At 46.1% G+C, this 19641-nt stretch carries 19 protein-coding genes, 2 tRNA genes and 1 rRNA gene; 16 read left to right on the top strand and 6 right to left on the bottom strand.

The window, feature by feature from the left end; all coding sequences use genetic code 11:
• Positions 1-9 precede the first annotated feature (9 nt).
• A complete protein-coding gene (gene corC / locus K5Q92_RS19830) occupies positions 10-891 on the top strand; it encodes a CNNM family magnesium/cobalt transport protein CorC (RefSeq protein WP_220770623.1) in 882 nt (293 codons plus the stop codon).
• A gap of 39 nt (positions 892-930) precedes the next feature.
• Entirely contained in the window at positions 931-2466 is a 1536-nt protein-coding gene (gene lnt / locus K5Q92_RS19825) for an apolipoprotein N-acyltransferase (RefSeq protein WP_220770607.1), read from the top strand.
• A 121-nt stretch (positions 2467-2587) separates the two neighbouring features.
• Here the strand turns inward: lnt and K5Q92_RS19820 are convergent, their stop codons facing one another.
• Positions 2588-3088 carry a zinc ribbon-containing protein gene (locus tag K5Q92_RS19820; RefSeq protein ID WP_220770606.1) on the bottom strand — a complete coding sequence of 167 codons (501 nt, stop codon included), beginning with the start codon at positions 3086-3088 and terminating at the stop codon, positions 2588-2590.
• Between the two features lie 120 nt (positions 3089-3208).
• Here K5Q92_RS19820 and leuS point away from each other — a divergent pair, with 120 nt between their 5' ends.
• The 14 genes from leuS (at position 3209) to lipA (ending at position 17219) form a co-directional block, all read left to right on the top strand.
• Positions 3209-5788, top strand: coding sequence for a leucine--tRNA ligase (leuS, locus tag K5Q92_RS19815; protein WP_220770622.1), 2580 nt, complete (start codon positions 3209-3211; stop codon positions 5786-5788).
• A 32-nt stretch (positions 5789-5820) separates the two neighbouring features.
• On the top strand, positions 5821-6315 hold the full coding sequence (gene lptE / locus K5Q92_RS19810; RefSeq protein ID WP_220770605.1) for an LPS assembly lipoprotein LptE: 495 nt from the start codon (positions 5821-5823) through the stop codon (positions 6313-6315).
• Complete coding sequence (holA, locus tag K5Q92_RS19805; protein WP_220770604.1) at positions 6315-7346, top strand: DNA polymerase III subunit delta; 1032 nt, start codon at positions 6315-6317, stop codon at positions 7344-7346. The genes lptE and holA overlap by 1 nt, the downstream gene beginning before the upstream one ends.
• Entirely contained in the window at positions 7346-7996 is a 651-nt protein-coding gene (gene nadD / locus K5Q92_RS19800) for a nicotinate-nucleotide adenylyltransferase (RefSeq protein WP_220770603.1), read from the top strand. The genes holA and nadD overlap by 1 nt, the downstream gene beginning before the upstream one ends.
• A gap of 98 nt (positions 7997-8094) precedes the next feature.
• Complete coding sequence (gene rsfS / locus K5Q92_RS19795) at positions 8095-8424, top strand: ribosome silencing factor (RefSeq protein WP_202721936.1); 330 nt, start codon at positions 8095-8097, stop codon at positions 8422-8424.
• Positions 8424-8894, top strand: a complete 471-nt coding sequence (rlmH, locus tag K5Q92_RS19790; protein WP_028769232.1) for a 23S rRNA (pseudouridine(1915)-N(3))-methyltransferase RlmH — start codon at positions 8424-8426, stop codon at positions 8892-8894. Before rsfS ends, rlmH begins: the two co-directional genes overlap by 1 nt.
• Positions 8895-8978: 84 nt before the next feature.
• Positions 8979-10835, top strand: a complete 1857-nt coding sequence (gene mrdA / locus K5Q92_RS19785; protein WP_220770602.1) for a penicillin-binding protein 2 — start codon at positions 8979-8981, stop codon at positions 10833-10835.
• Positions 10832-11938: a rod shape-determining protein RodA gene (gene rodA, locus K5Q92_RS19780; protein ID WP_220770601.1), complete on the top strand. Its 1107-nt coding sequence runs from the start codon at positions 10832-10834 to the stop codon at positions 11936-11938. Before mrdA ends, rodA begins: the two co-directional genes overlap by 4 nt.
• Before the next feature lie 131 nt (positions 11939-12069).
• Positions 12070-13068: a lytic murein transglycosylase B gene (gene mltB / locus K5Q92_RS19775; protein ID WP_220770600.1), complete on the top strand. Its 999-nt coding sequence runs from the start codon at positions 12070-12072 to the stop codon at positions 13066-13068.
• A complete protein-coding gene (locus tag K5Q92_RS19770) occupies positions 13055-13837 on the top strand; it encodes a septal ring lytic transglycosylase RlpA family protein (protein ID WP_220770599.1) in 783 nt (260 codons plus the stop codon). The genes mltB and K5Q92_RS19770 overlap by 14 nt, the downstream gene beginning before the upstream one ends.
• Positions 13838-13942: 105 nt before the next feature.
• Complete coding sequence (locus K5Q92_RS19765) at positions 13943-15115, top strand: serine hydrolase (protein WP_220770598.1); 1173 nt, start codon at positions 13943-13945, stop codon at positions 15113-15115.
• A gap of 125 nt (positions 15116-15240) precedes the next feature.
• Positions 15241-15507 (top strand): DUF493 family protein YbeD, encoded by a 267-nt coding sequence (ybeD, locus tag K5Q92_RS19760; protein ID WP_220770597.1) that lies wholly within the window; start codon positions 15241-15243, stop codon positions 15505-15507.
• A gap of 94 nt (positions 15508-15601) precedes the next feature.
• Entirely contained in the window at positions 15602-16261 is a 660-nt protein-coding gene (gene lipB, locus K5Q92_RS19755) for a lipoyl(octanoyl) transferase LipB (RefSeq protein ID WP_220770596.1), read from the top strand.
• Complete coding sequence (gene lipA / locus K5Q92_RS19750) at positions 16254-17219, top strand: lipoyl synthase (protein ID WP_220770595.1); 966 nt, start codon at positions 16254-16256, stop codon at positions 17217-17219. Before lipB ends, lipA begins: the two co-directional genes overlap by 8 nt.
• An 81-nt stretch (positions 17220-17300) precedes the next feature.
• Here the strand turns inward: lipA and rimI are convergent, their stop codons facing one another.
• The 5 genes from rimI to rrf form a co-directional block, all read right to left on the bottom strand.
• Complete coding sequence (gene rimI / locus K5Q92_RS19745; protein ID WP_220770594.1) at positions 17301-17738, bottom strand: ribosomal protein S18-alanine N-acetyltransferase; 438 nt, start codon at positions 17736-17738, stop codon at positions 17301-17303.
• Positions 17735-18088, bottom strand: a complete 354-nt coding sequence (locus K5Q92_RS19740; protein ID WP_220770593.1) for a hypothetical protein — start codon at positions 18086-18088, stop codon at positions 17735-17737. Before K5Q92_RS19740 ends, rimI begins: the two co-directional genes overlap by 4 nt.
• Positions 18089-18249: 161 nt before the next feature.
• Positions 18250-18326, bottom strand: a tRNA-Trp gene (locus K5Q92_RS19735).
• A gap of 189 nt (positions 18327-18515) precedes the next feature.
• A tRNA-Trp gene (locus K5Q92_RS19730) sits at positions 18516-18592 on the bottom strand.
• A gap of 927 nt (positions 18593-19519) precedes the next feature.
• A 5S ribosomal RNA gene (gene rrf / locus K5Q92_RS19725) occupies positions 19520-19635 on the bottom strand.
• Positions 19636-19641 lie beyond the last annotated feature (6 nt).

The following is a 19641-nucleotide window of genomic DNA, read 5'->3' as shown; positions in this document are numbered from 1 at the left end:
GAAAACACTATGAGTGACGATATCCCACCGAGTACTAACGCCCAGAAGAAGGGCTGGTTAGAGAAAGTAAGTCAGTTGTTCCAGGGCGAACCACAAAATCGCGAAGACTTGGTTGACGTAATTCACGATGCAGAGATGCGTGAAGTGATCAGCGAAGACACCCGCGAAATGATCAAAGGTGTTCTAGAGGTTTCCGATCTACGTGTACGGGATATTATGATCCCACGTGCACAGATTGTCGCTATCCAAATTGAAGATTCAGTAGAAGAAGTGCTATCTACTGTGATCAGTTCAGCACACTCTCGTTTTCCAGTAGTCAATGAAGATAAAGATCATATCGAAGGCATTTTGCTTGCGAAAGACTTGCTTCAGTATGGCTTTAAAAACAGCGAAAAGCCGTTTGAATTACGCCAAGTAATTCGTCCTGCTGTCGTTGTACCTGAGAGTAAACGTGTTGACGTGCTACTCAAAGAGTTCCGCTCTCAACGTTACCATATGGCAATTGTTGTCGATGAATACGGCGGAGTATCTGGCCTAGTGACGATTGAGGATATCCTCGAAGAGATCGTAGGTGATATCGAAGACGAGTTTGACCACGACTCTGCTGAAGAGACTGAAATCAAGCAAGTTGGCAAACAAGTATTCATGGTGAAAGCTCTGACTCCAATTGATGACTTCAACGAACAGTTCGGCACTGAGTTTAGTGACGAAGAGTTCGATACTGTCGGTGGTATGGTGTCTCATGCGTTTGGCCATCTGCCAGAGCGTGACGAAAAAGTCATGATTCAAGATATCGAGTTTAAAGTGATTAACGCCGACACTCGTCGCTTAATCCAACTTAGAGTGAAGTTCCCTGATAACAGTCAAAGCAATGATGAGACAGTAGTTTAATTACTGACTGACGTTATCTCGACCCAATGATGAGGCTGTATGCTGAATAAACTTCGGGCATTAGCCCATCATCCGCGCTCGAAAATGGTGCTGGCCTATGCGGCTGGCGCCACTACGGCGCTCTCATTTGCCCCCTACTCTATTTGGCCGCTCTACCTTATTGCGCTAGCTTTCGCCCTTCATCAAAGCGCAGGCCTCACGGCAAAACAAGCTTTCCGGTATTGGCTAGCCTTCGGCTTTGGCTGTTTCTCTGTCGGTATAAGCTGGGTACATGTCAGTATGGATGTCTATGGTGGCATGCCGCTTATCGCCTCCATAGCACTAATGGCACTGCTTGCCTTATATCTAGCGCTATATCCCGCGCTGGCAGGCTGTTTAATGCAAAAGCTTGCCCCCAAGACCTCTGTGATCCGCAACATCCTAGTGTTCCCCGCGCTGTGGACCATTACCGAATGGGCGAGAGGTTGGGTTTTAACTGGCTTTCCATGGCTATGGGCCGGCTACAGCCAAACTGAAGGACCGCTCAAGCCCATCGCCTCAATGTTTGGCACACTCGGATTAAGCTTCATTGTCGCCTTGCTAGCAGGTGCTATCGCGCTATTAGCCATTAAACGTTGGCAAAGCCTAACAATTGCAGTTCCTGTACTTACCGCCCTGACCTTTATCGCGCCCATGACCTCGCAAGTTAAGCCAAACGGCGAAACCATCAAGGTGGCGTTAGTACAAGGTAACATCCCACAGAGCATGAAGTGGAACCCTGATGCACTGTGGCCAACCATGCTGAAATATATGGACTTGTCTCGTCCTGAGTTCTCAGCCGATCTGATTATTTGGCCAGAAGCGGCTATCCCCGCGCCAGAATATATGGTGAAGGACTTCCTCTATAACGCCAACAAGGTGGCTAATTTAAACAATAGTGCCATCATCACAGGTATCATTAGCAACCATGGCGATGCCTTCTATAACTCGCTTATCGTACTGGGTAACTACAAGCATAAGCAGCAATCTGAGCCTGATTACTTAGGTGATGGCAGCAATGAATTTAAGAAACACCATCTACTGCCTATCGGTGAGTTTGTGCCCTTTGAGTCACTCCTTCGCCCATTAGCACCATTTTTTAACCTGCCGATGTCCTCCTTTAATAGAGGCGATTTTACTCAGCCAAACCTCAATGCAGTAGGACATCAGATATCACCTGCTATCTGCTACGAAATTGCCTTTCCCGAGCAGCTTCGCGCCAACATGAATGACACAACAGATCTGCTCATGACGGTCTCCAACGATGCGTGGTTTGGTACTTCTAATGGTCCACTGCAGCATATGGAAATAGCACAAATGCGCTCAGTAGAGCTAGGGCGACCGTTAGTGCGTGCCACTAACAACGGCGTCACCGCTGTTGTCGATGAGCAAGGCAATATCACCCACCAGCTGCCACAGTTTGAAGCTGGAGTGCTAGTTGCTGATATTGCGCTAATGAAGGGACACACACTGTTCACCACTATTGGCCAATGGCCAGTATTGGTCTTAAGCTTTTTAATCGCCATAGGTGCAGTGATTAGGAAGAAAGTACACTGAACAGCATAAAAGCGCCGTCAGCGACAGCCACCAAGCCGTTAATAAAGTAAGCGGTGACTGTTAGTTGATTTGTCGGAGGTTGGGGCCTGCGTTTCCCCTAAAGGGGAAGCGATTATTAATACTAAGGCGCTAACGCTTCTCGAGTGAACTCATTATTGTCGCACTCGGTGCAATCGGAAAGCACACCAGGAAATTCAATTTTCGACTCATGACCGCACGCAGTGCAAACCATGGTGCCTTGGCCAACTATTTCACCGCTCTGGTAGTAACCATGATGTTTAAAGTCTTGTGCCACCTCATGCCATTCAATTTGACTGCGGTCGGTGATCTCACTTAACCAATGCCACAAGGTGTTCTCTACAGTAATGACCGTCGGGCTATGGCTCAGATCGGTGGCATTTTGCTCCTGTAGGAAACTGGCAATGTCACGTTTTAAAAATTGTTCGACTAAAGCCAGCTCTTCTTCCTTTGCGTGCTGCTTTAATGCCAAGTACTGTTTACTCGCCTGCACCTGATTATATAAACTCTTTACAGTCAATGAGTTATCATCTTTGTATTGAGATTTTATATGTGCAATAAGTGCTTCATAAAGCGAAAGAAGCGCGGTACTTTGTTCACTCATGGTAAATACTCCTTCAACGAACCTTTTTAATGACTCACTTCTAGTTTATTCTATGCCGATATAACTCGCGCTGAAATAGCGCTAGATCAAACAATGGGCGGCATGGCCGGAAATAGATTGATGCAAGAGCAATATACTCCTTCAGAAATTGAAGCTAAAGTGCAACAGCACTGGCAAGACACAAAAACATTTGAAGTTACCGAAGACGCAAACAAAGAAAAGTTTTACTGCCTTTCTATGTTCCCGTATCCATCGGGCCGACTGCACATGGGTCACGTACGTAACTACACCATAGGCGATGTTGTGTCTCGTTACCAACGTCTGCAAGGTAAAAACGTGCTTCAACCTATCGGTTGGGACTCTTTTGGTCTGCCTGCTGAAAACGCTGCAATCAAGAACAAGACTGCACCTGCGCCGTGGACATACGAAAATATCGATTACATGAAGAACCAGCTTAAAATGCTAGGTTTCGGCTATGACTGGTCACGTGAAATCGCTACCTGTACACCTGAATACTATCGCTGGGAACAGTGGTTCTTCACTAAGCTTTATGAAAAAGGTCTAGTGTACAAGAAGACCTCTTCGGTTAACTGGTGTCCAAACGATGAAACCGTTCTGGCTAACGAGCAGGTTATCGACGGTTGCTGCTGGCGCTGTGATACCACTGTTGAGCAAAAAGAGATCCCGCAGTGGTTCATTAAGATCACCGAGTACGCCGAAGAGCTACTTAACGATATCGACCAGTTAGACGAGTGGCCAGAGCAAGTTAAGACCATGCAGCGTAACTGGATTGGCCGTAGCGAAGGTATCGAAATGACCTTCCAGGTTGCTAACAGCGATCAGAGCTTCGATATCTACACCACACGTCCTGATACAGTAATGGGTGTCACTTATGTGGCTATTGCTGCAGCACACCCATTAGCAGAGCAAGCGGCTATCAATAACCCAGCTCTAGCTGAATTTATCGAAGAGTGTAAAAACGCTGACACCACTGAAGCCGCTATGGCAGCAATGGAAAAGAAAGGTGTTGCTACAGGCTTAAATGCTATTCACCCAATCACAGGTAAAGAAGTACCTATTTGGGTAGGCAACTTCGTATTGATGAACTACGGTACAGGCGCAGTAATGTCTGTTCCTGCTCACGATCAGCGTGACTATGAGTTCGCGAAGAAGTACGGTCTAAACATCGAAGCGGTAGTAAAACCAGTAGACGCTGAAGTCGATATCAGCGAAGAAGCTTACACCGAGAAAGGTGTGCTATTTAACTCTGGTGAATTTGACGGACTCGATTTCCAAGCAGCCTTTGATGCTATCGATACCAAGCTAACTGCTGAAGGCAAAGGTAAGCGCCAAGTAAACTTCCGTCTACGTGACTGGGGCGTTTCACGTCAGCGTTACTGGGGCGCACCTATCCCAATGGTGACCTTAGCTGATGGCACAGTAATGCCAACACCTGAAGACCAGCTACCTGTTATTTTGCCAGAAGATGTGGTTATGGATGGCATCCAAAGCCCAATCAAGGCAGATAAAGAGTGGGCGAAGACCACAGTTAACGGTCAAGAAGCATTCCGTGAAACCGATACCTTCGATACCTTTATGGAGTCATCTTGGTACTACGCGCGTTACTGTAGCCCAGATGCAGACCAAATGCTTGATCCAGCTAAAGCGAACTACTGGCTGCCAGTTGATCAGTACATTGGTGGTATCGAGCACGCTTGTATGCACCTACTGTACTTCCGTTTCTTCCACAAGTTGCTACGTGACACAGGTCTAGTGAACTCTGACGAGCCAGCTAAACGCTTGCTGACTCAAGGTATGGTTTTAGCCGATGCCTACTACTACACCAATGAGAAAGGCGCACGTGTTTGGGTTGCACCATCTGATGTCACTGTACTTGAAACTGACGCTAAAGGTCGCACTGTTAAAGCTGTAGATAGCGAAGGCCATGAACTGGTTTATACCGGTATGAGCAAGATGTCTAAGTCTAAGAACAACGGTATCGACCCACAGGAAATGGTTGATAAGTACGGCGCAGATACTGTACGTCTATTTATGATGTTTGCTGCACCACCAGAGCTAACCCTTGAGTGGCAAGAGTCGAGCGTTGAAGGCGCACACCGCTTCATTAAGCGTTTGTGGAAGACGGCTCACGACCATATAGCTCATGGCCCAACAACAGAACTTGATGTTAAGTCACTTAACGCAGCACAAAAAGAGCTACGTCGTGAACTACACAAGACTATTGCTAAAGTGGGTGATGATATTGAACGTCGTCAGATGTTCAACACCGCTATCGCATCGATCATGGAATTGATGAACCGTCTACAGAAGGCACCTTCTGAAACGGATCAAGACAAGGCATTAATGCAAGAAGCCTTGAACGCTGTGATCCGCTTGCTTTACCCAATCATTCCACACACTTGTTTTGTGCTATGGAACGAACTTGGTAACCTAGGGGCGATTGAAGATGTACTTTGGCCAGAGGTTGACGAGTCTGCACTGGTTGAAGACAGCAAGTTAATCATAGTACAGGTTAACGGCAAGTTACGCGCTAAAATCACCGTTGCAGCAGATGCTAGCAAAGAGGAAGTTGAAGCAGCTGGTATGGCCGAAGATGGCGTGGTTAAACACACCGAAGGTAAGACCGTCCGTAAAGTTATCTACGTACCGGGCAAACTGCTCAATATCGTGGCTAACTAACCTTCGTAAACAAGGAAGACTAAACAAAGATTATGCTAATTAAACGCATACTTTTAGCAACTTTGGCACTGAGCGTTCTGCTCAGTGCCGGTTGCGGCTTTAGACTCCAGGGTAGCTACTCTATTCCAGAGCAGCTACAAACCTTAAGTCTGACCAGCCAAGACGAGTACAGCGAACTCACACGCCTAGTACGTGAACGCCTACGCTTAAACAGCATTGCTGTCGTTCAGCCCGCTGATGACATTCCGGCCTTGCGTATTATCAATGATTCACTAGACCGTTCAACACTATCTATCTACCCAACAGGTAATGTCGCCGAGTATGAGCTTATCTATCAGGTCAGTTTTTCTGTGCAACTGCCTGACACCGAGTCTCAACGTTTCGATGTCGCTATCCACCGCGATTACCTAGATGATCCCCGCACCGCACTAGCAAAGAGCCGAGAAATGGAGTTGTTGCTAAAAGAGATGCGCATCCAAGCTGCCGACCGAATTATTCAAGCTTTGGCGGCGACTAAGGTCGATTAATGCGGGTCTACCCAGATCAATTATCACGTCAGCTTTCTCCCTTGCCACAATGTTGCCTGATTTTTGGCGACGACCCCTGGTTATGTGAGCAAAGCAGAGCAGCACTACACAGCGAAGCAAAGCGCCAAGGTTTTGAGGAAAAGATCCAGCTAACCCAAGAAACCGGCTTTAGCTGGAACGAACTGATTGAGCAGTGGCAAGCGATGAGCTTGTTTTCTAGCCGTCGTATTATCGAGCTAACCCTACCACAGGCGAAACCCGGCACCGAAGGCAGCGCCATGTTGCAGTCACTGATGCAGATGGATAATCCTGATGTATTACTGATCTTGACAGGTCCTAAACTCGCTAGCGAGCAAACCAAGACAAAGTGGTTTAAGAGTCTCGATGCCAAAGGAATCTATGTGCCTTGCACCACTCCTGAGGGCGCACAGTTTCAGCGCTGGTTAGACAGCCGTATAAATTACTATGGCCTGTCACTGGCGAGGGATCCCAGAGAAATGCTGTTTGCACTCTACGAAGGCAATCTACTAGCAGCAGATCAAGCATTGCAGCTACTGCAACTGTTAAGCCCAACGGCGCCTATCGATTGTGAGCAGTTAACTCAGTACTTTGAAGACCAATCACGCTTTAGTGTCTTTCAGTTAACCGACGCTATGCTCAATAATCAGCAAGATAAAGCGCAACACATCCTGTCGCAGCTAAAAAGCGAAGGGGTAGCCATGCCGATTATTCTATGGTCGCTATTTAAAGAACTCGCAGTCCTGTTGCAACTGAAAACGGCGCAGAATAACCGCGAGCCACTACAAGCACTGTGGGGCAAGTTACGCATTTGGGATAAGCGCAAACCTATCTATCAAAACGCCTTGAATAGGCTAGAGCTCCCCCACATTGAAACCTTACTTGCTAGCGCCTCGGCCATCGAGCTTAAGCTAAAGCAACAAGGGGCTGAAGATTGGACAGGGCTTAGCCATATCAGCCTGCTGTTTGATGCCAAGGCCCACAATAAACTGGCTCATATAGTCTTAGATTAATGAAAATAGGCATTTTAGGCGGCACATTCGACCCTATCCATTTTGGCCATATTCGTCCGGCCCAAGAGGTTAAACAGCAGCTTAACCTAGATGAGGTTTGGCTTATGCCAAACCACATCCCACCACACAAGAGCGGCACTCATGTCTCCAGTGAAGATAGACTCGCCATGGCGCAGCTCATCTGCGATCAGCTCCCCCAATTTAGGCTCTGCGATATTGAAGCTAAACGTGACACACCGTCATATTCGGCATTGACCTTAGCTCAATTAACCGAGATGTACCCAGAGCATGAGTTTTACTTCATCATGGGCATGGATTCCTTTTTAAGCTTCACTCGTTGGTACAAATGGCAACGATTATTGGAACTATGCCATCTAGTGGTCTGCAAACGTCCAGGATGGCAACTCGATACTAACGACCCCATGCAATCACTTTTAGATAAGCGTCAACATGACATAAACCAATTAACACAAGTTAAATTTGGCAAGATCTTTATGGTCGACATCACCCAGCAAGATATCTCTTCAACTGAAGTTCGCCAGCAACTCTCAACGGGAACCTTGCCTGAAGGCGCGCTTCCCACTGAAATTGAAGAGTATATTATCAGTCACCACCTCTACCAAAACCCAACTGCAGACAATTCAAACTAATACTAATTCAAACGCAGATATTTATGCCAATAGCTATTAATCTAGATCTGAAATACTGCTATACTATCGCGCTGTCTTAAAATTAATGGGGTACCAGCGTGGAAAGCGCAGAGTTAAAGCAATTTGTAATTGATAAGGTTGAAGACCTTAAAGCAAAAGATATCGTTGTAATGGACGTATCAGAGAAATCTAACATCGCCGACTTTATGGTTGTATGTACAGGTAACTCAAAAACACACGTTAAAGCAATCGCTGAAAATCTAGTGGTTGAATCTAAGCGTGCCGGCATCACTATTCTAGGTGTCGAAGGCCGTGAAAGCAGTGAATGGGTTTTAGTGGACCTAGGCGATGTCATCATGCACGTTATGCAAGATCAAACTCGCGATTTCTACCAGCTTGAAAAACTTTGGTCAGAAAAGCCTGAGTAATGAAGATTCAGCTAGTCGCAGTTGGGACCCGCATGCCAGATTGGGTCGAAACAGGTTTTAAAGAATATCAGCGCCGCTTCCCTCGCGATATGGCGCTTGAATTAGTTGAAATCCCCGCTGGCAAACGCGGTAAAAATGCCGATATAGCTCGCATTCTCCAAAAAGAGGGCGAGTTAATGTTGGCGGCGATCCCGAAAGGGAATCATATCGTCAGCTTAGACTTACCCGGTAAAAACCTTACCACGCCACAGCTAGCAGAGCAGATGAACAAATGGCTACTCGATGGCCGCGATGTTAGCTTGCTGATCGGCGGTCCTGAAGGTTTATCACCCGAGTGTAAACAGGCCGCAGCGCAGAGCTGGTGCCTATCAGCCTTAACCCTACCTCATCCATTGGTACGTGTGATTGTTGCCGAAAGCCTTTATCGTGGCTGGAGCATTAACAATAATCATCCCTACCATAGAGAATAATATCGAATCACTATTTGGTTAGACTGACCTTTACAGGACTAGCATATGTGCTTGGCGCCCCTTTTTAAGCAGGAGAGAATGTAAGTGTCCCCAAGAAAGCGCATAACCATGAACGACCATGCGGCCGAAGCTTCGCTGTTTAAGAGTCGCGCTCTGTTCACTTTCTTCAGTGTTGTTATCCTCCTGAGCCTGTTGCTGGTTAATCTTTATAATCTGCAGATCACCTCTTTTAAAGACTACGAAACTCGCTCAAACGACAACCGTATTCGCGTTGTTCCCGTTGCGCCTAGCCGCGGCCTGATCTACGATCGTCACGGGCAACTACTTGCCGAAAACCAACCTTTCTTCTCATTAGAGTTAGTGCCTGAAAAGGTAAAAAATATCAGTGAAACCTTAGATGAACTGAGTGAAGTGATCGAGCTGTCCAGTGATGACAAACAAAATGTACTCGATGCACTTAAGTATCATCGCCGTTTTAAGCCATTGACGATAAAGAATAGACTCACCGAAGAGCAAGTTGCCGAGTTCAGCGTCAACCAGCACCGTTTTCCTGGGATCACTGTTGAAGCCGGTCTAAAGCGTCACTACCCTTATAATGGTTTAATGACCCATGCATTAGGTTATGTGGGTAAGATTAACAGCCGAGATCAGGACTCACTTGTTCGTAATAACCTATGGGCAAACTACGCAGCCACCAAAGATATCGGTAAACAGGGTATCGAAAAGTTTTATGAGAGTTTACTGCTTGGAAAGCCAGGCCACCTCGAAGAGGAGGTTAACAACCGCGGCCGTACTATTCGAACCCTCAAATCTGTTCCACCTGAGCCTGGGCAAGATATCTACCTAACCTTAGATCTAAAGCTACAGCAAAAAGCAATGGAGCTGCTCAACGGTCGACGGGGTTCGATTGTGGCTATCGACCCACGAGACGGTGGTATCTTAGCCCTTGTTTCTAGCCCTACCTACGACCCGAACCAATTCGTCCATGGCATCAGTAGTAAAGCCTATAGCGAGCTATTAAACTCTAAATCTAAGCCACTGATTAACCGAGCAACTCAGGGACAATATGCGCCGGCCTCAACGGTTAAGCCACACTTAGCCTTATTGGGATTAGAGAATAAAACGGTTACCGCGAAGACGCGTATCTGGGATCCTGGATTTTGGCAGATCCCGGGCGTTGAACGTAAATATCGTGATTGGAAACGTTGGGGCCATGGTTGGGTAGATGTTAATAGTGCCATTATTAGCTCCTGTGACACCTACTTCTATGATCTCGCTTACAAGACTGGCGTTGACTCAATCGCTAACTTTATGGAGCCATTTGGCTTTGGTGAGCGTACTGGTGTCGATATCTTCGAAGAGTCTGCCGGTATTATGCCGTCTAAAGACTGGAAGCGCCTACGTTACAATCAGCCTTGGTATATTGGCGACACCATCTCTGTCGGTATTGGTCAGGGGTATTGGACCACGACACCATTGCAACTTGCCAATGCGACTGCGATATTAGCCAATAACGGCCGCCGATTTGTACCTCATTTTCTAAAGTCTATCCAAGATCAGACAGCGAAAATTGATACGCCGCCCGATGAGCTCCCGCCTATCGTGCTAAAAGATCCGAAGAACTGGGACATCATCAATGAAGCGATGCGCGATACCGCTCATAAATCCCGCTTCACTGATGCACGCTATACCGCAGCAATGAAAACGGGTACGGCACAGGTATTTAGTGTCGCTCAAGACGCCGAATACGATGCAGATAATATTGATGAGCGTCTTCGTGATAACGCCTTAATTATTGCCTACGCCCCTTATGAGAACCCTAAAATTGTGCTTGCGGTGGTACTTGAGAACGCTGGCTGGGGTGGGGTTAACGCAGGTCCTGTAGCTCGCGCCTTGTTAGATGAGTATTTGTTACGAGATTCATGGGATAAAACTAAATGAGCGCACACAATCACCGTCCAAACATCTGGCAGCGCTTGCATATAGACTTGCCATTATTACTCGGTCTCTTAGCCTTGATGGGCTTCGGGCTGGTTGTGATCTATTCAGCCGGAGGTGAAGACCTAGCCCTAATGGACAGACAGCTGTTTCGCATGGGCTTGTCGCTACTAGTGATGTTTACCGTAGCGCAGATAAATCCTGAAGTGCTCAGGCGTTGGGCCTTTCCCATCTACCTCGCCGGAATCGTCTTGCTAATTGGCGTGCACTTTTTTGGGGAAATAAACAAAGGTGCCCAACGTTGGTTAAACCTTGGCTTTATGGAGTTTCAGCCATCAGAACTCATCAAGCTCGCCTTCCCTATTACTATGGCTTGGTATATCAGCAAGTTCCCCTTACCGCCAAAGAAGCGCTACTTAGCGGGTGCAGGGGTTATCTTACTGGTCCCCACTCTACTTATCGCGAAACAGCCGGATCTTGGCACCTCAATTCTGGTTGCAGCCTCAGGCATTTTCGTACTGTTTTTATCTGGTATGAGCTGGCGAATCGTGGGTAGCTTTATTGGTAGTGTGCTTGCGATGCTGCCTGTTCTCTGGTTCTTTCTAATGCATGACTACCAGCGCACTCGCGTCTTAACCCTACTCGATCCAGAAAAAGATCCACTCGGCGCCGGCTACCATATTATTCAATCTAAGATTGCGATCGGCTCAGGCGGCTTGTGGGGTAAAGGTTGGTTACAAGGAACCCAGTCACAGCTAGAATTCTTACCCGAGCGTCATACCGACTTTATCTTTGCTGTGATTGGTGAAGAGTTTGGCCTTATCGGAGCACTACTACTGCTTGCTCTTTATATCTATGTCATCGGTCGTGGGCTAGTTATCGCCTCACGTGCACAAACTAGCTTTGCTCGGCTACTTGCAGGTAGTATAACCCTAACCTTCTTCGTCTATATTTTTGTCAACATCGGCATGGTTTCGGGTCTATTACCAGTTGTAGGTGTCCCCCTGCCATTAATCAGTTATGGTGGTACATCAATGCTGACATTGATGACCGGATTTGGCATCTTAATGAGTATTCATACCCATAGACGCTTTATCGATAGATAGTTTCTAATGTAAACCATTAGACAATAAACCTCGAAAGCATTATGTCGTCTTCGAACACTCATACATACTGCTTTCGACAACTTTCGATAACGTTCGACAATTATTTTTCGACTAATAAGGACGGCTTAACGATGACGCTGTTTACACGTATTCTTGCACCTTTGGCACTTTCGCTCTTTTCATACTCTGCTGCCGCAACAACGACCGATGCCGATGTAGAAGCGCTCAAAACTGAATTTATTAAGGCACAAAGCGCAAAAGGATTTGATGCAGCTGAAACTGCAGACTTCATCAAAAATGCCAACTATAACCAAGCCGTTATTGATGCCATGACCAAACCTTGGGAAGCTAAGCCTTGGCATCAATACTATCCAATTTTTCTTACTGAGAAACGCCTAGAAGCTGGCCTCACATTTTGGAAAGAACACGCTAAAACCATCGAACGCGCATCGAAAGAGTTTAACGTTGACCCGCAGATCATCGTGGCGATTATCGGTATCGAAACTTTTTATGGCGGCTACATGGGTAATTATCCCGTTAAGGACGCCCTGTATACCTTAGGGTTTCATTACCCACCACGAGCGACTTTCTTTAGAAGCGAGTTCGCAAATCTACAGTCACTCGTCAATGAGGAACACTTAGACATCAATAGCCTAAAGGGCTCCTATGCAGGTGCTATGGGCTTTGGGCAATTTATTCCCTCAAGCTACCGCCACTACGCGGTTGACTTTGATAATGACGGCAGCCGCGATCTGCTCAATAGCACCACAGATGCTATTGGCAGCGTAGCCAATTACTTTCACCAACATGGTTGGCAGAAAAACCAACCTGTCACTCTGCAATTAACCTTGAGTAAAGACTTACCTGATACAGTTAAAACTTGGTCTGGTGAGAAGCTTCACTATAAGGTTGCCGATATTTTATCGCCAAATGTAGTACTTACTCAGTCTATGGATCTTGATGTGTCGCAGCCCGCTCTGGTAGTAAAGCTTGAACAAGCCGACCATGATGAGTATTGGCTAGGCCTTAAAAACTTTTATGTTATCACCCGTTACAACCGCAGCCCTCTGTATGCCATGGCCGTGTACCAGTTTAGTCAGGAATTAAAGAAAGCCTATGCCACGCAATAATACTCTCGCCATCTTGCTTTTAACTGCCACCCTCGCCGCATGTTCTAGTGGTGGGCGCTACGAGCTTGATGACGATAAAGCACCGACCTCTGCTCCTGATGTCACTAAGGTTGAAGACGCTCACCCTAAATATGAGCCCTATAGCCGTGGCGGCAATAAAAAGCACTATACGGTTTTAGGCAAAACTTATCAGGTGATGGATACGGGCGAAGGTTATGCAGAGAAAGGCATAGCCTCTTGGTATGGCGCCAAGTTTCATGGCCACCTTACCTCTAACGGTGAAACCTATGACATGTACTCCATGTCTGCCGCCCATAAAACCTTACCACTGCCTAGTTATGTGAAGGTGACGAATCTTAAGAATGATAAGACCGTCATAGTACGAGTAAACGATAGAGGACCATTTCATGAGAATCGCATTATCGATCTATCCTACGCAGCCGCTCACCGTCTGGATATGTTAAAAACAGGTACCGCAAACGTGAGCTTGGAGGTGATCTATATTGCCAATCCAGAATCTACAGCGCTGGCCGAACTAAAAGGTACTGAGCTGCACTATATCCAAGTAGTCGCCTCATCGAATAAAGCGCGATTAGACAGCCTCGCCAATAGCTTAGAGCAGAAGTATCAGGTTAAAAGCCGTGTGCAGAGTGCAAATAACCTCTACAGGTTACAGCTCGGGCCTATCGGGCAAGTACAGCTAGCTAACAAGCTCACCGAGAAGTTAAAACAAGAGGGTTACCCTCAAAGTTACCTGCTTACAGAATGAACCAAGATTAATGAACCAACGCTGAATTCCCTTGTCCACTAATGTTATACTCATGGGAATTACACTTTCTTCATACCTCAACTTATTAAGACGTGCATTATTAATATGAATTTATTGAACAAACCATTAAAAACATTTTTGTTCGCGACCTCTGTCGCCGCCTTATCAGCACATGCGGCCCCCGTCGTTACTCCAAATGCACCCACTGTTGCAGCAAAGGCCTATGTGCTGATGGACTACAACACCGGACAGATCATCGCTGAGGAAAACGCTTACGAAAGCCTAAACCCAGCCAGCTTGACTAAGATGATGACCAGCTACGTCATCGGTCATGAGATTAAAGTCGGCAATGTGTCACCATCTGACGAAGTGACCATCAGTAAGAAAGCTTGGTCTAAGAACTTCCCTGATTCTTCAAAGATGTTTATTGAAGTGGGTAAAAAAGTCACTGTAGAAGATCTAAACAAGGGCATTATCATTCAATCGGGTAACGATGCTTGTGTGGCGATGGCTGAGCACATTGCGGGTACAGAAGATGGTTTCGTAGATCTAATGAACTCATGGGCTAAGCAGCTAGGTATGCAGGATAGCTATTTTGAAAACAGCCACGGCCTAGACTCTGATAACCACAAGAGTACTGCCTACGATATGGCGATTCTAGGTGCGGCGATTATTCGTGATGTGCCTGATGAGTATGCGGTTTATAAAGAGAAATCATTTACCTATAACGGTATCAAGCAGTATAACCGTAACGGTTTACTATGGGATAAAAGCCTAAGCGTTGACGGCATCAAGACCGGCCACACTTCAGGCGCTGGTTTTAACCTTGTGACTTCAGCGACCAAAGACGGTATGCGACTAATCTCTGTTGTAATGGGCACTAAGAGTGAAGCGGCCCGTAAAGCTGAGAGTAAAAAGTTACTTAACTACGGTTTCCGTTTCTTTGAAACCGTAACTCCATACAAGGCTGGCGACACTTTTGTAACTCAAAAAATCTGGTATGGCGATCGTGAAACGATTGATTTGGGCGTAGTTACCGATACACCAATTACCATTAGCCGCGGTCAAGCTAAGAACCTACAAGCAAACTTTGAGCTAACCAAAGAGCTTAATGCGCCAATCGCTAAAGGTGAAACTGTTGGTCGTATCTACTTCCAGTTAAACGGAAAAGATATCGCTCAGTTCCCACTTGTAACGCTACAAGAAGTGAACGAAGGCAGCTGGTTTAGCCAATTATTGGATTACTTTAAGCAGATGTTTGCAGGTTGGTTTAGCTAAACCATACTCAGTACAGCAAGAAGCCACCTTAGGGTGGCTTCTTTCGTTTTATCCAAGCTAACTTCCCTTGAATTAGGTATAATTGCCACCATATTAGTGAATATTGAAATCTTTGAGAGTAAAAAATGTTAGATACAAAATTTGATGAGTTAATGGAATTTCCTGCATCTTTTCCATTTAAAATTGTTGGTGACGCAAGCGATACGCTAGCTGACCGCGTTGTTGCAGTGGCTCAAAGCCTAGCTCCAGGCGATTATGCACCAACCACAAAAGCGTCAAGCAAGGGTACCTACAACTCGGTGACTATTCGCGTAACGGTAACAAGCAAAGAGCACATTGAGAAGCTTTACACTCAATTTGCGGCAATTGAAGGCGTTAAACGCGTACTATAAATATTAATCACTACTGATAAATGTGATCTGTATTACATTTATCATTTTGAAGCGTATAATAGCCCGCACAAATATTTGAGGGGAGAGGTTGCCCTTGTACGACAACGCTTTGCATATTCGCCATCTAGGTAAGCAAGATTACGAATCAGTGTGGCACGCGATGCAGCACTACACAGATAATCGCGATGAGAACAGTCCAGACGAGATCTGGATTGTTGAACATACGCCGGTATTCACTCAAGGCCAAGCCGGTAAAAGTGAGCACATCCTAAATCCAGGTGATATTCCTGTTATTCAGGTCGACCGCGGTGGGCAAGTGACGTATCACGGTCCAGGCCAGCTTGTTGTGTATCCTCTTCTCGATATTAAAAGGCTCAAAGTGGGTGTACGTCAACTCGTCACCCATATTGAACAGAGTATCATCAACATGCTAAAGCGCTATCAAATTGAGGCCTATGCCAAAGCTGATGCGCCAGGTGTTTATGTTGAAGAACGCAAGATCGCCTCCCTCGGTCTTAGGATCCGAAAAGGGTGCTCTTTCCACGGACTGGCCCTCAATGTCGACATGGATATGTCACCCTTCCAGCGTATAAACCCTTGTGGTTATGCAGGCATGGAAATGATCCAATGCAAACAGCTAGGTGGACCACAAACTGTTGAAGAAGCTGGTGCCCAACTGATTGAAACCCTCAGCCAAGAACTCGGTTTAGATAAGCTAGTTCACCACCAAGGATTACCAGAGTCATATGAATAGGCCTGAAAGATTACAACCTGGCGTCAAACTTAGAGACGCAGAAAAGGTTTCCCGCATCCCTGTTAAGGTGGTGCCATCAGAGCGTGACACTATGCTAAGAAAGCCTGACTGGTTACGTGTTAAGTTACCAGCTTCAAATCAACGCATTACAGATATCAAACAAGCCCTGCGCAAAAACGGCTTACACTCTGTTTGTGAAGAAGCATCTTGCCCCAACCTATCAGAGTGTTTTAACCACGGTACTGCGACCTTCATGATCTTAGGTGCCATCTGTACTCGTCGCTGTCCATTCTGCGATGTGGCTCATGGTCGTCCACTCAAGCCTGACGCTGAGGAGCCGAAGAAGCTTGCACAGACCATCAAAGATATGAAGCTTAAGTATGTTGTCATCACCTCAGTTGACCGTGATGACTTACGTGACGGCGGCGCTCAGCATTTTGCTGATTGTATTCGTGAAATTCGCCTGCTCAATCCAGAGATTAAGATTGAAACCTTAGTACCGGATTTTCGCGGCCGTATTGATGCAGCACTTGAAATCTTGGCCACCGAGCCACCAGATGTGTTTAACCACAATCTAGAGACAGCGCCAATGCACTACCGCAAAGCGCGTCCAGGTGCTAACTATCAATGGTCATTGGATCTATTGAAGAAGTTTAAAGATCGCCACCCTAATATTCCGACAAAATCGGGGCTAATGATGGGCCTTGGTGAAAGTAACGAAGAAATTGCTCAGGTCTTGCATGATCTACGCGCGCACAAGGTAGAAATGCTAACCCTAGGTCAATATCTGCAGCCGTCTAAGTTCCACCTACCAGTTGAGCGCTATGTCTCTCCTGCGGAATTTGATGAACTTAAAGAGCTCGCCGAAAGCATCGGCTTTACTCATGCTGCTTGTGGTCCGCTAGTTCGCTCTAGCTACCATGCCGACCTTCAGGCGCAAGGCAAAGAAGTTAAGTAATCTAAGCCCTGCTAATGACTACAGATAGAAAAATAGCGCCAATGGCGCTATTTTTATTTTCACTTCAGAAATCGATATGAATTATAACGACAACTGCATCAGTATCGCATCTTCACTGCCAGCCTCAGTCTTATAGTAGCCCTTACGAACACCTGTTGTTTCGAAGCCTAGTGTTTCATATAAAGCTCTAGCAGTGCCGCCTGATTGCCTCACCTCCAGCAGTAATACCTCAGCACCTCTGTCTTTCGCTATAGCTATTACAGCGTTTAGCAGCGCCTTACCAAAGCCTCTCCCCTGATAACTAGGGTCGACACAAATATCCATTAGGGTCGCATCTTCGAAAATCTGATGCAAAATTGCAAAGCCACACAACTTGTCACTATCAAATACCCCAAAGCTGCTATACAGATCACCAAAACAGCTTCTGATACTCGCTTCTGACATAGGATGGCTATGCGCTTTAGCCGCAATAGAAGTCATTTGAGGAGCGAAGCTCTCACTTAACTCAATAAGGTTCATGAATTATCCTTTTGTGCCAGAAAGGGCTGCATATTAAGCCACAGAGCTTTTTTGGCTTCAGCTTTAGCTTCTAGCTCATTAATTGGTGCTGAAACCAAGATCTCGTCATTATTAGATACGGCCTGCTTACCTCGCATATCCCATATAATTGTGCTGCCCGGTTGAGCACGCACAGCGAAACGACAATTAGCGATGTCATGACCTAACATACTAAGTACCGTACTGATGATAGGACTACTAACATCGTTAATCCGCAGTGGATTAACCAGTACAGTCAACACCTCTGATGGCGGGACGGCCTTTTTCCACCGCACAATGCCCATAGCGTCTAAATATGCACTTGTTTTCATTAAGACTCGACCAAAAGGATTTAACACAATAAGGAGCATAGCAGCTAGTCTATGCCTAAGTGAAGCGACTCAAACGGCTATCCTATATATCCATGGCTTCAGATATAATGGCAAATCGCAGATACGAAAAAGCCGAGCTAATGCTCGGCTTTTTCTGAATTTGGCAGGGGTAGCAAGACTCGAACTCGCAACCATCGGTTTTGGAGACCGCTGTTCTACCAATTGGAACTATACCCCTGTTGTTGGAACGCATTATGCTTAAACAACCCTAAAAGGTAAAGTACTTTTTAAGATAAAGGCCGCCGACTGCAGATTTTTCGCTCAAAACCAGTGTAATACTCCAGATGTTTGGACAAAGCTAAACATTGATAGAGAGATAAATTATAGATGCAAAAAAGCCGAGCTAATGCTCGGCTTTCTCTAAATTTGGCAGGGGTAGCAAGACTCGAACTCGCAACCATCGGTTTTGGAGACCGCTGTTCTACCAATTGGAACTATACCCCTGTTGATGAGGTGCATTTTGCGTAACATAGCCCAAAAGGTAAAGTACTTTTTAACGAAAACCCACCGCCTGCGGCTTTTTCAAGCATTTAGTGCATGCTTTAAACATTAAAAGCTAAAATATATGCGTTCACATAACTCTCCACCCCTGTATTTTGCTAAGAGGATATAACACGCCTTATATAGCTCATAATCTCCAAGACGCAACCCTAACATCTGCAAGAATGCTCACCATATGAATACTGGCGCTGCGGGAGTAAATAGAGAGCGAGAGGCGTAGCTAGCCAGCAGTTAAGCTTACATATAAGAGTGCCCCTTCTTTTTAGTATAAATACATTCAAGAGCTGCCTAGCCCGAGTAAAAGCAACTAAGCTTTAGAGCAGAATGTATGGTGAGATTGCGAAGACCATACGCTCTCTAACGAGACACAAGAATATAAAACAAACCTTTGTACAGGGAGCTTGCAAAGTGGGAAGCTCAGAAGTCTACGAATAAAGCTTCAAACCAAACATAGCGATGGCTCGACGTCGAGGGGAGGCATTTATGCCTACTACCTACTTTAAGTGAAGCAGTCACCTTAACGGGTAGCTGTATTCTAGATAAGTTAGCGTTCAATATTTTACAAACGCCCAAACGCAACTCCTCTCCTATGCCATCCATGGCATTCGAGGATAAGTACTTCCTATACACAAAAGCCACCTGCTTTTATCATATAAGGGTAGGTGGCTTCTTCACTTAATTTAAAGTTCACTTAATTTGAAGCCTGGAAATGACCAGCTTCGAGCAAGCTCTCCGCGTTCACCCTACTATCACATGATTTGAAGCATGCTTCGCATGCACTCTCTACTTCCCCATGTTCGTTCGGTCATCTTTCCAGGCAATAACGAAAAAAGCCCGCTACATCGTAGCGGGCTTTTTCGTGTATTTGGCGCCTGGAAATGACCTACTCTCACATGGGGAGACCCCACACTACCATCGGCGATACTGTGTTTCACTTCTGAGTTCGGAATGGATTCAGGTGGGACCACAGCTCTATGGTTTCCAGACAAATT

The organism is Shewanella sp. MBTL60-007 (assembly GCF_019654915.1).
Classification (GTDB): Bacteria; Pseudomonadota; Gammaproteobacteria; order Enterobacterales; family Shewanellaceae; genus Shewanella.
The sequence above is the reverse complement of the archived record's forward strand: the minus strand, read 5'-3'. Positions and strand labels throughout refer to the sequence as shown.

Bases quoted from the DNA above. Each gene is read 5' to 3' on its own strand.
- corC (WP_220770623.1), top strand. From the start codon at position 10: ATGAGTGACGATATCCCACCGAGTACTAACGCCCAGAAGAAGGGCTGG.
- lnt (WP_220770607.1), top strand. From the start codon at position 931: ATGCTGAATAAACTTCGGGCATTAGCCCATCATCCGCGCTCGAAAATG.
- K5Q92_RS19820 (WP_220770606.1), bottom strand. From the start codon at position 3,088: ATGAGTGAACAAAGTACCGCGCTTCTTTCGCTTTATGAAGCACTTATT.
- leuS (WP_220770622.1), top strand. From the start codon at position 3,209: ATGCAAGAGCAATATACTCCTTCAGAAATTGAAGCTAAAGTGCAACAG.
- lptE (WP_220770605.1), top strand. From the start codon at position 5,821: ATGCTAATTAAACGCATACTTTTAGCAACTTTGGCACTGAGCGTTCTG.
- holA (WP_220770604.1), top strand. From the start codon at position 6,315: ATGCGGGTCTACCCAGATCAATTATCACGTCAGCTTTCTCCCTTGCCA.
- nadD (WP_220770603.1), top strand. From the start codon at position 7,346: ATGAAAATAGGCATTTTAGGCGGCACATTCGACCCTATCCATTTTGGC.
- rlmH (WP_028769232.1), top strand. From the start codon at position 8,424: ATGAAGATTCAGCTAGTCGCAGTTGGGACCCGCATGCCAGATTGGGTC.
- rodA (WP_220770601.1), top strand. From the start codon at position 10,832: ATGAGCGCACACAATCACCGTCCAAACATCTGGCAGCGCTTGCATATA.
- mltB (WP_220770600.1), top strand. From the start codon at position 12,070: ATGACGCTGTTTACACGTATTCTTGCACCTTTGGCACTTTCGCTCTTT.
- K5Q92_RS19770 (WP_220770599.1), top strand. From the start codon at position 13,055: ATGCCACGCAATAATACTCTCGCCATCTTGCTTTTAACTGCCACCCTC.
- K5Q92_RS19765 (WP_220770598.1), top strand. From the start codon at position 13,943: ATGAATTTATTGAACAAACCATTAAAAACATTTTTGTTCGCGACCTCT.
- ybeD (WP_220770597.1), top strand. From the start codon at position 15,241: ATGTTAGATACAAAATTTGATGAGTTAATGGAATTTCCTGCATCTTTT.
- lipA (WP_220770595.1), top strand. From the start codon at position 16,254: ATGAATAGGCCTGAAAGATTACAACCTGGCGTCAAACTTAGAGACGCA.
- rimI (WP_220770594.1), bottom strand. From the start codon at position 17,738: ATGAACCTTATTGAGTTAAGTGAGAGCTTCGCTCCTCAAATGACTTCT.
- K5Q92_RS19740 (WP_220770593.1), bottom strand. From the start codon at position 18,088: ATGAAAACAAGTGCATATTTAGACGCTATGGGCATTGTGCGGTGGAAA.